We start from the raw sequence: 14324 nt of genomic DNA, 5'->3' as shown, positions 1-14324 counted from the left end.
CAACTTTACCTTTTTCATCTATCTGAGTTTCTACACATTTTAATCTATCTATTAATTAATTTTAACGCATCTTCAAAATCTATCTTAGGGAAAATAGTTAATTTACCACCTATGGTAGCATCATAAATCTTGCGACCTGCTTTTTCATAAGCAATTCTTGCCATATTATAGGATAACTCAGATGATTCTAAGTCTGCTAAATGCCATTGTTGTCCTTGAAAATAGCGTGGGTCAAAATGATTTGGATCTTCTTTTTCCATTTTTTGCTCTTCATTAGGTTTCCCTTTCTGTTGGAAATTATGATCCACCCCAATTAAAAATACATTCTGAAATCCCATGTAAAAAGCAAGTTGCATAGCTACAAAGGTAACAGTTCCTCCATCATTAAACCCCTTCGTTATGTTATAATTGAATAACCAATCTATTTGAGTATTTATTTGATATATATGCTCTTTTTGTGTAATAAATTCTCGCCCAGGTCCACTAGATAAGAAACGTGGACATTTAATGACATTTTCTATTTCATGTTTACTTTGTTCTATAACAAGAGGATTTACGGCTACGTAGTAATCTAACTTTAAATCTACTCTATCAAATATATAGTAAATTTTATTCATCCCAAATTTATAATATCCCTCTAACTGGCTTAAATCCATTTTATTCAAAGAAGGTCCATTTCCTATGATAAAGCAACTTTTACCTTTGTGTATATCTTTAAACTTTTCCATATTAGGGGATACCATTGAAGCTAAAAATGCTTTATCAATAAATTCATTGTAAGTACTATCAAAGTTTTTGATAAAACTTTTATTATCATCTTTTTTTGCTTGATAATAAGCCTCAATTAATCGTAAAAATCTTTGGTTTTTACGGTTTTCCAAATATTGTCCTATAGAATACCTTAAGATTTGTAACTCTTTCTTTAGTCTCATTATTATGGTAGTGTTAATTTTTAACTGATTATTTTTAGGTTATATTGGTATGTCCATAACTTGAAAAGTAAATTTAGCATATATTCTTTTTTAGAAAAAGATAATGTTCTTCTGACAAATCTGCTAAATCGTTGTCTGACAGTATTGTTTAATCTTTCCACATGGTAGGTCAGCCCTATACCTTTATCTACTTTTGAATGTGTTTGCTTCGGTAAACAATTATAAGATTTCCAAAAATCTTAAAAAACTAGTAGCTCGCAAATAGGAATAAGGCAGCTTTCCCCATAAATGAACAAAATAATTTACTTTTTTTTTGTATTTTGAGCTATCCAAATACATATTTGGTTCACTCTTATTGAAATAAAAGAAAATATCTCATCAGCTTCTAGTACTATTGTTATTATTCTGTACTTAATTTAATAGTTGCTCCACCATCTAGCACAAATGAAGTACCAGTTACAAAACTACTCTGTGTATTATCAGCTAGAAAATATGCTGCTTTTGCGACTTCTTCTGTGCTACCTACTCTACCTAATACGTGCTTTTGTCCCAACTCTTTTAATAACCCCTCATCATCTTCAGAAAATAAGTGTCCTCGCCTCAATCCAGAGCGTAACATTGGTGTATCTATGGCCGCTGGCAATACTGAATTTACTCTAATATTGTCCTCTGCCAATTCTATAGCAAGTGATTTAGTCAAACCCACTATTGCACTTTTAGAAATGGCATAAGCACTAATGTTTTTAGAAGTCGCAATAGCATGAACAGAAGCAATATTTACGACACTACCTTGGCTTTGTCTTAATAAAGACACCATTTTTTGAGTAAGGAAAAATACACTTTTCAAATTGAGATTCATTGTTTCATCCCAATCTTGTTCTGTAATTTCTGAAAAAGGTTTTGAAATCTGGATAGCTGCATTATTTACCAAAGCATCTAAAGATTTAGTTTCTTGCTCTATTTTAGAAACCAGTTCTTTGATATTTTGAGTAGTACTTATATCTGCTAGATAAAATTTGAAATTATTGTGTTCTAACTCACTAGAAACTATATCTGTACCAAAAACCTGCCATCCTTTTTCTATAAAATACAGGCAAATAGCTTTCCCTATACCACCAGAAGCTCCTGTAACTAAAACCTTTTTCATTCTTGAATACCTAAACTTTGATACAACATATTTAATGAATTTCTATGTACTTTATTCCAATAATAAGGACTTGCATTTACATTATGAGAAGATAAAAGCACATTATTCATTTTTCTTAATGGTGAGTCAATGAATAGAGGTTCTTCTTCAAAAACATCTAACCCAGCACCTGCGATTTGTTTGTTTTCTAATGCTTCAATTAAATCCTTTTCGTTTATTAAAGGTCCTCTTGCCATATTAATTACGATGGCATTAGATTTCATTAATCCTAATTTTTCTTTGTTTATTATGTGTAAACTAGTTGAGTTCAAATCACAACAAACCACAACAAAGTCACTTTTCTGAACTAAGTCATCAAGTGAGGTCATTTCTATCTTATAGTTTTCTAAGACTTCTGTAGGTATTTCTGCTGTATCATTAGCATATATTTTGGTGTTAAAAGGTTGTAATTTTCGTGCTACTGCTCTGCCAATGTTTCCTAGTCCTATAATACCAATAGATACCTCACTCAAAGTAATTCCAAAAGCCTTGCGCCAACCACCATTCTTCATAATTCTATCTGATTCTATTACCTTGCGAGCAAATACGAGCAACATAGCCAACACTGAATCAGAAACAGGTTCGGTAAAAGCATTTAGTGTATTTCTGACCTGTACCCCCTTACTTTCTGCATATTTTTTATCAATAGAATCTATACCCGTTCCCCATTTTACTATTACTTTTAACTTCTCTGCTTTATCAATAACTTTGGGGGTAAAACGGTCATCTCCACAAATGATAGCATCGTATTTATGAATAACTTTGAGTAAGTCTTCTTCTTCTAAACGCTCTTTTACAGGGTAAATATCAAAAGCAATATTTTTCCCTTCTAATTCAGCTCTAAACTTCTCAATATCATTTAATAAATAAGGAGCAGAGACTAATACATTATATTTCATGTAGTGATGTTAGTTGTATTCTTTAAATAAAAATTCGGCTATTTTAAAATCTATTTCCTCATCTATATCCACTGCTTCGTGTTTAGGAAGAGAAAAAAGATAAGGACGCTTACCTATTCGATTGTGATTTTCTTCTAATATTTTTTTTGTAAAGATATACAAACAAGAGTTTTCTTCAAAAATAGGAGGTAAATCTTGAGTTCGTAGTAAAATAGCTGGGTTATGATTAATTGCTAAACCTAATTGATTATACAAACGAGTCTGCAACTGTGTTACAGAAAACAAAGAATCGTACATCGGATAGTTATCTAAAAACAATTTTATAGCCTGCTGTATTGATTTAGTAGATAACACAGGGTTTGTACTATGTGTTTGTAAATAAAAATCTGCTTCTACTTGATTGATTGTATTTATCAAGACATCATTCATCGGAATCTCTCCTTTACGTAAATGTGCTGGACGATTTAACAAAAGTACATTTGGAAAGTATTTTTGTGCATCTTCTAAAATAAACTCGCTATCAGTATCAATTACTACTTGACTAATCAACTCACAATTTAATAATGTTGTGATGATATGGTGATACAAAGGCTTATCCACAAAAGTTCTATAATTTTTTTGTGGCACACGTTCACTATGATGACGCATAGGTACTATGGCAACTATTTTTTTCATATAGGTTTGAGGATTACTCTTGCTGGTGATGCTTCTGCTCCCTTAATTTTTAAGGGTAAACATATTAACTCATATTTTCCTTGTTCTACCTGATTCAAATTTAAAGTTTCTATGATAACTATTTCTTGCGAAAGTAAAATTTGATGCGTTTCAGGTCCATCATCATAAAGTTGTATAGAAAGATAGTCTATTCCAACCAGTCTAATATTACGACTTACTACCCATTTTGCAGCTTCTTTCGTTAGAGCAACAAAATCTGTTTGGAACTTAGGATAGGGTTCTTTCTTCCATAACTCAGAGTTTGTAGTCTTTAGTAATAGTCTCGTAGTTCCTTTAGGAATGCCTGCGTTTTCTAAATCTTGTGCAGTAATTTTCTTTATATTTGGTAGATATGCCACCCAGGCTTCTCCTATGAGAATATCCAAATCTAATGCTTCTACATTTTTACCATCTTTAATAAAGTGTGAGGGAGCATCTACATGAGTACCTGTATGAAGCTCTATATTAAGTTGGGATACGTTTGCAAATTGAGTATCAGATATTTTTTGTAAAAACTCCAATTGCATCCCCTTACTTCCAGTCCAAAGGGGTAACTCATAAGATAAATCAAGAGTTACATCTATATTTGTTTCTTTTTTCAATCTAAATAAATATTATTGAGAACTCTCAGAATAATCAATTAACTTTTTAGTGTTTTGAAATTCCATAGTTTTCATTGTAATTGCATTAGGATAATAAAATCTTTTCTTTAAGATTGTATCAATGGGTTTTTTTTGACGATATCCTTTATAAGTTCCCCAAAACTGCATAAAACGAAAGATACAAATATCCCAAAAGTTTTTAAAAAAAACTTTTTCTTTTGACGAATGTAACCAATCACTAAATATGTTAGATATAGAGAGTTGGATAAAATCAAAGAAACTAAACTTTGCTTCAGGCATTATATATTTTAGCGCAATAGCTTCCCTACGATAGCGATTAAGAACACGTTTAGGAGTTTCTTCATGTACGTGGATAATTTCTGCTTCTGCATTGTACACAAGTTTATATCCCTTATTGAGTATTTTTTTTGCCCAGTCTAAGTCCTCTAATCCTGTAAGAGCCTCATCGTAGGGTTGCTCTTTCCATAATTCTCTACGAATGGCTGCATTAGCATTATTACAAAAAGGATGAATTTGATTGAAGTCTGAACTTTCTGGAAACCATTTTTTAAAAAGTTGGTGTTCAGAATACTTTGTAATCTCATTTCCTCGCTGCTTACCATATACTAATGCAACTTTATCATCTTCAAAAGGCTTTAGCATTTGGGCTAACCAATCCTTATATGTAGGATAAACATGTGCACTTGCAAATAATAATATTTCTCCCTTTGCTTGCTCGCAACCTACATTTAAAGCATAGCCAAAAGAGAAATCTTCTGGTTTTATACTAATAATTTTTATGTCGTAGTGTGTAGCAATATTTACTGTAGCATCTGTTGAACCTGAATCTACTAAAATCACTTCTACTTCCTCAGAAGTCATATCTTGTTGCTGAATACCAGTAAGCAAACGAGCAATATGCTTTTCTTCGTTAAAAGAGCGAATAATAATAGAGATTTTTGGGGGCATAGTTTTTTAGTCTTTAGCAATCCAATGAGTATGTATTTGAGTTTCTCTTCCAGACTCCCAAATTAATTCATAGCCATTTTCTAATAAAATACTTCTGACCTCATCATCAGATGAATCAAAATCAGGCAAAAATTCTGGGTGTATTTCTAAAAATATACTACGTGGTTTTTTTCCAAAACTCCCAGCCAGTGTTTTTCTTGCTCCCTTGAGAAACAATATCTCTGCACCTTCAATATCTACTTTAATATTGTCTGGCACTTCTATCACACTATCTTGAATAAAATTATCCAAAGCCTCTGTTTGAATTTCAATTACTTGTGAAGGAGCTCCTTCTCTATTTTTTTGAAACACTAAGGTAGGAGCAAAACCATTAGTTCCGTCAGTATAAAGTTTAGTAACACCTTTTTTATCACTCAATGCTTTTTGAAAGCTCTTTACATTAGATAGTTCATTGAGTTGAATATTTTCATTCAAGCGATTATAGGTTTCTGCATCTGGCTCAAAAGAATAGACTATTTGAGTATTTGGGTACTTTGCAGACACAACAGAAAACAAACCTACACTTGCACCTACATCAAGAACAATATCGCCGTCTTCTATGGTATTTATAAAAAAGTCAAGAGCTTCTCGTTCATTACCAAACTGTTCAGTTCTTACACGTTCTATATTATTATAGACGTTGAACTTAGTATCTCTGACCTTATCCGTATCTACTGATATAGTTTGATACTTTTCAGCAATAGGATCTTGTTTTTTATTAAAAATTTTATCAAAAATTTTCCTCATAATGATTATATTTTTTTTTGCCATACACCACAAAGAACTCCATCTATATGACAGTGCTGTTCAGAATTAATAAACTCTTTTTGATATGGAAGTTTTCGCCATGTTACCATTCCAGGTATTTCAGGTTTAAAATTAGGTAGCTCGGCAGCTTCTTCTTTTTCAGTTACTGCTTGTTTATTCCCTCTGGAAAAAATGCTTGTTTTTTTTGGTGTCAAAGGCTTCTTCTCATATTCGACGTACAATTTTTTTACTGATGCATGTTGGTACTCATAATATTCAAGGGATAAAGGCTCTATCAGACTATTAAACAGTTCTACTCTTTCCATTGAATAAACCCTTGCAGAATCAGCAAATATAAACTCTTGCTTCGATAAGGGGAATGTCATAACCAAAATCCCGTTGGGTTTTAGTACTCTTATCAATTCTCTAACAGCTTCTATATCTCCTTGTTTTTCGACTTTAGGTTTATTAGCTATATTTACTTGAGCATCATCAAGTCCAATATGTTCTATGACTGAAACAGCTAATATTTTATCGAATGTATCATTCTCATAAGGTAATTGTCTTACATCTGCTTGATGAAAAATAACATTCTTGAATGAATATTCATTATCATCATAATCAGTAGCATGTACTTCTGAAGGTAGGTTATCTAACCAATCACACCATGCTTTATCTGCTTTAGCAGTACCAATGTCAAGAATCTTATCAGTTTTTTCCACTTTACTCGCAGCGAAAGGATACTCAATACATCTACTATGCAGTTTATCCCAACTCCTATGAAAAATAGGATTAGGCTTTATACTGCCATCAACATTAAACTCATACATTGGTATCTTTACAAAATTTACCATATTAATTAATTAAAGACTTTAAGTTGTTAATTCGTTATTTTTTGCCAGTCTAGTTGTGTGGCTACAATACCTGCTCTTTTCTCAGCAAAGCTGGCTAAAGATGTAGATAATGATAACTCTTGTACTTCAAAAGCCAATATATCTCCCAATTCTTGAAATGTAGTTACATTTGTAATACCTGTTTTTATAGAAATACTATACATACCTGATTTCAATAATGGTGAAGGCAATTTTATTTGCACTTTGTAGTTACCTTTTTTTCGCTCATCTAACAAGTTTGGTTGAGTATCTGTATCAAACGAAAGAAATATTGTTTGATTTCCTTTTTTTATATCAAAATTTATCAAAGCTCCTTTTATATTTTTTCTGACACTATATTCTAATTCTAATATTAAAGTATCAAATATGTCAAAAGACTGGTTGTCTTGCATAGTTTTATTCTTTGCAAATATACGTCCACTCGTAACTTGTATATCTAGTTCAGTATTCTTTTCAATCTCAAATTCTAATTGATTTTTCTCAACAGCACTAGACAAATAAATATCTACTATGTCTTCTATTTTACCATATTTAGATATTGAACCATTTCTCAACAAAATACCACCTTTACATAAACTTCTTACCATATCCATTTGGTGACTCACAAAAAGAATTGTTCTACCCTCTTGAGAAGAAACATCCTGCATCTTACCAATAGCCTTCTTCTGAAACTCTGCATCTCCAACTGCCAAAACTTCATCTACCACCAAAATTTCAGGCTCTAAGTGAGCTGCCACAGCAAAACCTAAACGTACTGTCATTCCAGAAGAGTATCGTTTTACTGGCGTATCCACATATTTTTCTATTCCTGCAAAGGCTACGATTTCATCTAGTTTGCGAGTTACTTCATGGCGTTGCATTCCCAAAATAGCTCCATTTAAGTAAATATTTTCTCTTCCTGTAAGTTCTTGGTGAAAACCTGTCCCTACTTCTAAAAGACTAGCTATACGTCCTTTTACCTTAATACTTCCAGTAGTAGGAGCAGTGATTTTTGAAAGAATTTTTAAGAGTGTAGATTTTCCTGCACCATTTTTTCCAATAATACCTAGTATTTCACCTTGCCTTACTTCGAAATTAATATCTTTCAATGCCCAAACATAATCTGACTCAGCTTTTTGAGTACGGTCGTTGGTTTGTCCAACTTTCAAGGTAGGGTCTTCCTTTCCTCTGATTTGCGCCCAAAAACGAGCTAAATCATCTTTGAGGCTACCACTTCCCACAACTCCCAAACGATATTGTTTGCTTATATCAGTAGCCTTAATAACAATGTTGCTCATTAAAAATGGGATAGTTATGAAAAAATAAAGTAAAGCACAAATATAGTTTTTTTAATGGACTAATTTATAAAAAGTTTAAAATCCCAGTTTTCCAACGATTTGGCTCTGCCATAATATAGGACTCGTGTCCAGCTTCTATCCAAATTCGTTCCTTTTTTCCTCCTAAGTTCTGATAAATTGTATTTATCTCCCAGTTTTTTACTCTGGCATCGTATTTTCCTCCCATTAGTAAAGTGGGTATTTGTACTTTTTTAGCATACTCTTTAGGATTGTGTCCAAAAGCCCAAAAACCATGCTGCAAACCTCCCCAAAACATGAGCCATTCTGCAAAACCAACAGAAGGAACACCCATCACTTCAAAACGCCCTTTTACTGTCTGTTTCATTGTAGCAAAAGGACATTCTAAAATGAGTTTGTTAGCCTTTAAATTATAAACAGCCACAGCCCTAAGAATAGAAGCTGCACCCATTGAAGCACCGTATAAAATTATATTATTTTCTTTATTCTTAAAAAAATCGAAAACTGCTTTCACATCGTCTGCTTCGTGATACCCTAAAGAAATGGCTTTTCCTTCCGAACCTCCATGTCCTATAAAATCTACTAAGAGCGTAGAATAACCGATTTCTCTGAAATAATCTGCTTCTAATTCATAAGAAGATTTACATCCTCCATAGCCGTGAAATAGCAAAACTATCCCTTTTGCATTTTCTACTTCATCATACCAACACTCTAATTTGTATTTATTATTCCTTGTTGGAATATAAAGCGTTTTTCTTTCAGAAGTAGTAACACTAGAAGTTATGTTTTGAGATTTAGGTAAAGATATTCCTCCCAAAAGAATTTTGAGCTTTTGAGAAAAGGATAAACTCTCTGGAGAAAGTGAACGTTTGCCTTCTGTAACGTGCGTAAAATGATAAGCGTGCTTGTACACCATCACATTCGCAGCTACAAAACCTCCTAAAAGCGTCCAAAAAATTGTTTTTTTACTCATTACTATTTTTCTGTATGATTGATTAGTAAATGATTTTTAAGATTAAGTACAAGATAAATTTCGAATTACCAATTTTCAATTATTCATTACTTTACTTTCCTATCAAAATAAAAGCTGCCCAGTAGTAGGGAGCAGAAAAATCTTCGCTTTTTAAAAGTGATAGTTTTGCTTTTTGAAGAGATGTAGAATAATCTACTTTTTGAGATTTGAGATTTATATTTTCTAAATTGTTTTCATAAAAATTAGTAGCTAATTTATTTGTCGCCTCATCGCTTACCTGCCATAAAGAAACCGTTAGATTATCAGCACCTGCATAAAACCAAGCTCTTGTCAGTCCGACAATTCCCTCTCCTTTTGAAGTTTTTCCTAAGCCTGTTTCGCAAGCCGACATCATAACCATTTCTGCATTTACTTGAAGCGAATAAATATCAGAAGCATACAAACTTCCTGTACTTCCATCTGCATTACTTAAAAAAATTTGAGATAAATCTGGATTCTCTTCATTAACCTTTCCGTGTGTTGCCAAGTGGATAAAACGATAATTTTTTAATTGGTCTGAAAATAATATTGCTTTATCAGCCTCTTTGTACATGTAAAGAGAGCTTGATAATTGCTTCGCTTCAAAAATGGAATTTATTTGTTTTACTTCTTGTGCCGTTCCTTGCAGATTGGGAAGCGAACTGTCTTGAAAGTTAATGGGTGCAAAAAGAAATACAGAAGACTCTTTAATTTCTTTCGTCTGATTTTCTTCTACAAATAATGTTGCTGAATAGCTGTAACTAATTTTTTGTTTTTTTATCAGAAAAGGTAGTTTTGAATAGTTTTCTTTTTCCAAAAATTCGCTTTTTTCATTGATTTTTTCTGTAAAGAGAGCTTCAAAAGGAATTTTGCCCATATTTCCATCTGGAACAATCACTATTTTATCAATACTGGAAGGAATATCAAAAAACAGAAGTTGCTCACTTAGCAATGAACTCGCTTCCACAAAATCATCATAACTTTGATATTCAATGCTATTTCTTAAATAGACCATATCATTTTCTAGACTTTTGGTTGTTGTGGTATTTATTTCTAGCTTATCTTTCGCAATCAAGAAAGTATAAATTTGTGAGTTTTCAGTATCGCTTTGCGTTTGAGAGTAGAGTAAAAGAGCTGTTTTTTCGTCTAGTTTTGCTTGTATTTTCGTTACATCTGCGATTTGGGTGTTATATTTTAACGCAAAATAATTTGGATATTGTTTTTCTAAAAGATGTGTAAGCTCTTTTGCTTGGTTTTGATGATTGATGAGTTCTGAACGCAAATAAAGTAAAATTGAATCTTGTGTATTTTCATCTGTAATGGGATAACTCTGAATCTGTCTGTCGAAATAAGCAATTTGAGTTTGAATATCTTTTTCTTTTTCCAAAAGTGAATCTGGAATACCTGCAAAATGTTTGGCTTTCGTATCAGCAATAGCAGCTAACAGCACAGAAGCCTTGTTTCTTTCTGCAAAATAAAATGCCTGCTCTTTATACTTTTTTTGAAATGGAAATTCACTAATCGTATATGCCATTCTTAATCCTGTTTCATAAATTTCTGTGGCACGATTTCCTAATGCAATTTTGTCTTGTTTGTTGGTTCTCTGATTACGAATAGTAGAAATAAGTGCATCTGCTACCAATAAAGCCTCAATTCCATCTTTCAAATCATTCAATAAAAGTGTTTTTTCATTGTATTTTCTTTCCAATGTACGAGCTTTTAAAGATAGAGAGAGTAACAAAATATCAGCATTGATGTAGTCGGTAGGTAGTGGATTTGCTTCTATTTTTTTAGCCTCAAATTTCATAGAATTGGCTTGCATTGCCTTCTGATAAAAATCTAATGCTTTTGAAAATTTTTGCTTTGCTTCATAGATTGTTCCTAGTTGATTATAGACTGTTGCAATATCTGGGTGTTTTTTACCATAGTTATCTTGATAAATTTTTAAGGCTTGTTTTTCATAATCTTCGGCTTGCTCAAAGTAATTTTGAAGAAAAGAGTTTTGCCCTAAGTTATTCAACACAAATGCTTTAGCTAATTCATTGTGAGAGGTTTCGAAAGAGTTTAGAGCCTTTTTGAAAAAACTTTCTGCCAAAATATAGTTTTTTTGTCTTCTCAAAATAATACCTAAGTTGATTTGTGTATAGGCGAGCTTGCTATTTAGCTTTGAGTTTTCTTTATCTTGCGTTTGAAGTTTTTCATAAATATTTTGACTCATCTGATAATACATCTTTGCATTTTCTGGCAACTGCTCTGTAAGAATCAGACCAAAATTATTGTAAGCATCTGCGACTTCTTCTGTATCTTCTCCTATTTTGTTTTGTGCAATCAACACCGATTGTTCAGCAAACGAACGTGCGTTAGTTAGGTTGCCAGACTGCCAAAGAGCAATACTCATACTTTTATGTAGTTCTAAGTGTAGCTGTGGGGGAATATTTTTTATATTTTTAGATGTGTTGTATGCCTTTTCAAACTCTTCTAATGCTTTGCTAACATCTCCCTCATAGAGAGCAAACTCTCCTTTTGTGTGCATGGCTTTTACCAACAAAACAGGGTTTTGTTGATAGGTTGTAGCTGGTATTTCCTCTATTTTTGATAATAACTTTCTTGCTCTTTCAATATTTCCATTTTGAGTGTAAAAACGCACTACTTCAGCATGAATATTGAGATATTCTGACCATTTTTTTTTCTTTTGATATTCTTCTAACTTACTTTCTAAACGATTAATACTTTCGCCATTCAAAGATGAGTTACTTTGAGAAAATACTTTTTTATAACCTCCAAATAAAAAAAGTAAAATGATGAGGTAAGTTGTGGTTTTCATATCTTGGTATAGATTATTTATTTACTGGACTTACGCAATATGCTACTCTGTGTGTCACAGAGCAGGGCTTATAAAACTTGAAACCGTGTCCTGTGGCTCACAGGACACTAATCTGTGTAAGTCCAGTTATTTATAGTTCGTTCGTCTAAAATAGAAAATAAGTATAGAAAATAAAAAAGCAATCTAAGCTCATTTTTTGGCTAGATTGCTCACAGAATTACGTACGAGTTTTTCACTCTCTTAGTTTCTTTTATTCATTTCATCTCTGATTTTGGCAGCTTTTTCATAATCTTCATCTGCGACTGCCTTTTCCATTTCAGCTTCTAGTTCTGTTACAGACATCGTTTCTAATGAAACTTTCTTTTTAGCTTTTTTCTTTTTGGGTTCTTTAGCTCCCTCTTCTTGTTGTAATGGAGCATTTTCATCAGAAGTATTTGTTGTAGTGATACCTGCTTCACGCATAATAGCTTCTGTTGTATAAATAGGAGCATCGAAACGCAAACCAATCGCAATAGCATCAGAAGGGCGTGCATCTACAATTACTTTTTTTCCTTCACGCTCATCTATATAAATCATTTCTGCATAAAAAATACCTTCACGAAGGTCAGAAATAATGATTTCATTGAGTTTAAATTGAAACTGTGTAGCCAAAGACTTGAATAAGTCGTGTGTCATAGGACGTGTTGAAGTAACTTTTTCTATTTCAATAGCTATCGCTTGCGCTTCAAATCTACCTATTATGATAGGCAGACGGCGATTGCCTTCTTCTTCTTCTAAAATTAAGGCAAAAGAATCAGATTGAGATTGGCTAGATGATAGTCCTAGTATTTGTAAGCGAATTTTGTCCACAAGTTTGAGGTATAGAAGTGATATAAAAAATTATCTTATGTAAAAGTTGGCTTTCTGTATCGTGAGTATGTTCTTGCATTTTTTTCAAAAACAAGTTGTAAAACTACAAAAAAATGTTTTGAAAGCCTATATTGTTTTGTATCTCTAAATTATTAATTATCGTCTGAATATAAAATTATCTGCTAAAATTTAGTATATTTCTTATAAACTTATTGATAAACTTGAAAGTCTTTATAAAGTTTGGTGTATTTTTGTTGGAAAATAAGATTTAATAAATTCAAATATATTATATGGCTTCTAAATCAACAGTAAAGGATTCTAAAAAAAAACAACTATTGAAATTTGAAGGGCAAACAGATTTTTATCAAGGAAAAGTAAGAGATGTATATTCTTTTCCCAATTTTGTAGCGATGGTTGCCTCTGACCGTATTTCGGCTTTCGATGTAGTTTTGCCCAAACCCATTCCCTACAAAGGGCAAGTTTTAAATCAACTGGCAGCTTATTTTTTAAAAAATGCCAAAGATATTGTTCCTAACTGGTTTGAAGAAAGTCCACACCCACAGGTAAGCATAGGTAAAAAAGCCAAAACACTTCCTGTTGAAATGGTCATTCGTGGCTATTTGGCTGGACACGCTTGGCGAACATACAAAGAAGGAAAACGAGTTTTGTGTGGCGTAGAGTTACCAGAAGGAATGAAAGAAAATGATAAATTCCCAACCCCAATTATTACGCCTTCTACCAAAGCAGAAAACGGAGCGCACGATGAAGATATTTCAGAAAAAGAAATTTTGAAACAAGGTTTGGTTACAGAAGAGCAGTGGAAACAAATGGTAGAATATACACACTTGCTTTTTAGACGAGGAACTGCACTTGCTGCCGAGCGTGGACTTATTTTGGTAGATACAAAATATGAGTTTGGAGTTTATCAAGATGAAGCTGGAAATGAGCAAGTTATTCTGATAGATGAAATTCATACGCCAGACTCTTCTCGTTATTTTTATGCTAAAGAGTATCAAGAAAAGCAAGAAAAAGGAGAACGTCAAAACCAACTTTCTAAAGAGTTTGTAAGAGAGTGGCTGATGGAAAACGGATTTCAAGGTAAGGAAGGACAGGAAATTCCAAAAATGACAAAAGAAGTGATTGAGCGAATTTCACAGCGTTATTGTCACCTTTATTTTTTACTAACAGGAAAAGAATTAGAAAAAAATCCTATCTTGATGAATGAAGAAAAAATAGCTGAATCTATAAAATCAGTAATCAGTAATCAGTAATCAGTGCAAAACTCTATTTGGGTAACTCTTAGTATAAAGTTTACTGTCTTTTAATGAAAAAATTCGTAATTCGTAATTCGTAATTCGTAATTCGTAATTCGTAATTCGTAATT

General features: G+C 32.5%; 13 protein-coding genes. 1 reads left to right on the top strand and 12 read right to left on the bottom strand.

The genetic code is table 11. The features are described from left to right. Positions 1 to 44: 44 nt before the first annotated feature. The 12 genes from QZ659_RS18765 to QZ659_RS18710 form a co-directional block, all read right to left on the bottom strand. A complete protein-coding gene (locus QZ659_RS18765; RefSeq protein ID WP_291728296.1) occupies positions 45 to 932 on the bottom strand; it encodes a 6-hydroxymethylpterin diphosphokinase MptE-like protein in 888 nt (295 codons plus the stop codon). Between the two features lie 400 nt (positions 933 to 1332). Next, entirely contained in the window at positions 1333 to 2079 is a 747-nt protein-coding gene (locus QZ659_RS18760) for an SDR family NAD(P)-dependent oxidoreductase (RefSeq protein WP_291728295.1), read from the bottom strand. Then, on the bottom strand, positions 2076 to 3017 hold the full coding sequence (locus QZ659_RS18755) for an NAD(P)-dependent oxidoreductase (RefSeq protein WP_291728292.1): 942 nt from the start codon (positions 3015 to 3017) through the stop codon (positions 2076 to 2078). The genes QZ659_RS18760 and QZ659_RS18755 overlap by 4 nt, the downstream gene beginning before the upstream one ends. Positions 3018 to 3026: 9 nt before the next feature. Next, positions 3027 to 3692 carry a cytidylyltransferase domain-containing protein gene (locus QZ659_RS18750; RefSeq protein WP_291728290.1) on the bottom strand — a complete coding sequence of 222 codons (666 nt, stop codon included), beginning with the start codon at positions 3690 to 3692 and terminating at the stop codon, positions 3027 to 3029. Then, positions 3689 to 4333, bottom strand: coding sequence for a cyclase family protein (locus QZ659_RS18745; protein WP_291728288.1), 645 nt, complete (start codon positions 4331 to 4333; stop codon positions 3689 to 3691). The genes QZ659_RS18750 and QZ659_RS18745 overlap by 4 nt, the downstream gene beginning before the upstream one ends. Before the next feature lie 12 nt (positions 4334 to 4345). Further along, positions 4346 to 5302: a glycosyltransferase gene (locus QZ659_RS18740; protein ID WP_291728286.1), complete on the bottom strand. Its 957-nt coding sequence runs from the start codon at positions 5300 to 5302 to the stop codon at positions 4346 to 4348. 6 nt (positions 5303 to 5308) lie between these two features. Next, complete coding sequence (locus QZ659_RS18735) at positions 5309 to 6088, bottom strand: FkbM family methyltransferase (RefSeq protein ID WP_291728284.1); 780 nt, start codon at positions 6086 to 6088, stop codon at positions 5309 to 5311. 5 nt (positions 6089 to 6093) lie between these two features. Further along, entirely contained in the window at positions 6094 to 6942 is an 849-nt protein-coding gene (locus QZ659_RS18730) for a class I SAM-dependent methyltransferase (protein WP_291728282.1), read from the bottom strand. Between the two features lie 26 nt (positions 6943 to 6968). Beyond that, on the bottom strand, positions 6969 to 8258 hold the full coding sequence (locus QZ659_RS18725) for an ABC transporter ATP-binding protein (protein ID WP_291728280.1): 1290 nt from the start codon (positions 8256 to 8258) through the stop codon (positions 6969 to 6971). A 64-nt stretch (positions 8259 to 8322) separates the two neighbouring features. Continuing rightward, entirely contained in the window at positions 8323 to 9249 is a 927-nt protein-coding gene (locus QZ659_RS18720) for an alpha/beta hydrolase (protein ID WP_291728278.1), read from the bottom strand. A 91-nt stretch (positions 9250 to 9340) separates the two neighbouring features. Beyond that, positions 9341 to 12091: a CHAT domain-containing protein gene (locus QZ659_RS18715; protein ID WP_291728276.1), complete on the bottom strand. Its 2751-nt coding sequence runs from the start codon at positions 12089 to 12091 to the stop codon at positions 9341 to 9343. Between the two features lie 240 nt (positions 12092 to 12331). Next, on the bottom strand, positions 12332 to 12940 hold the full coding sequence (locus QZ659_RS18710) for a bifunctional nuclease family protein (RefSeq protein ID WP_291728274.1): 609 nt from the start codon (positions 12938 to 12940) through the stop codon (positions 12332 to 12334). A 290-nt stretch (positions 12941 to 13230) separates the two neighbouring features. Here QZ659_RS18710 and QZ659_RS18705 point away from each other — a divergent pair, with 290 nt between their 5' ends. Continuing rightward, positions 13231 to 14211: a phosphoribosylaminoimidazolesuccinocarboxamide synthase gene (locus QZ659_RS18705; protein ID WP_291728271.1), complete on the top strand. Its 981-nt coding sequence runs from the start codon at positions 13231 to 13233 to the stop codon at positions 14209 to 14211. Positions 14212 to 14324: the final 113 nt, after the last annotated feature.

It is taken from the genome of Bernardetia sp., assembly GCF_020630935.1.
Classification (GTDB): Bacteria; Bacteroidota; Bacteroidia; order Cytophagales; family Bernardetiaceae; genus Bernardetia.
The sequence above is the reverse complement of the archived record's forward strand: the minus strand, read 5'-3'. Positions and strand labels throughout refer to the sequence as shown.

Excerpts from the sequence above, each read along its gene's own strand:
- QZ659_RS18765 (WP_291728296.1), bottom strand. The coding sequence starts at position 932 with ATGAGACTAAAGAAAGAGTTACAAATCTTAAGGTATTCTATAGGACAA.
- QZ659_RS18760 (WP_291728295.1), bottom strand. The coding sequence starts at position 2,079 with ATGAAAAAGGTTTTAGTTACAGGAGCTTCTGGTGGTATAGGGAAAGCT.
- QZ659_RS18755 (WP_291728292.1), bottom strand. The coding sequence starts at position 3,017 with ATGAAATATAATGTATTAGTCTCTGCTCCTTATTTATTAAATGATATT.
- QZ659_RS18750 (WP_291728290.1), bottom strand. The coding sequence starts at position 3,692 with ATGAAAAAAATAGTTGCCATAGTACCTATGCGTCATCATAGTGAACGT.
- QZ659_RS18740 (WP_291728286.1), bottom strand. The coding sequence starts at position 5,302 with ATGCCCCCAAAAATCTCTATTATTATTCGCTCTTTTAACGAAGAAAAG.
- QZ659_RS18735 (WP_291728284.1), bottom strand. The coding sequence starts at position 6,088 with ATGAGGAAAATTTTTGATAAAATTTTTAATAAAAAACAAGATCCTATT.
- QZ659_RS18730 (WP_291728282.1), bottom strand. The coding sequence starts at position 6,942 with ATGGTAAATTTTGTAAAGATACCAATGTATGAGTTTAATGTTGATGGC.
- QZ659_RS18725 (WP_291728280.1), bottom strand. The coding sequence starts at position 8,258 with ATGAGCAACATTGTTATTAAGGCTACTGATATAAGCAAACAATATCGT.
- QZ659_RS18720 (WP_291728278.1), bottom strand. The coding sequence starts at position 9,249 with ATGAGTAAAAAAACAATTTTTTGGACGCTTTTAGGAGGTTTTGTAGCT.
- QZ659_RS18715 (WP_291728276.1), bottom strand. The coding sequence starts at position 12,091 with ATGAAAACCACAACTTACCTCATCATTTTACTTTTTTTATTTGGAGGT.
- QZ659_RS18705 (WP_291728271.1), top strand. The coding sequence starts at position 13,231 with ATGGCTTCTAAATCAACAGTAAAGGATTCTAAAAAAAAACAACTATTG.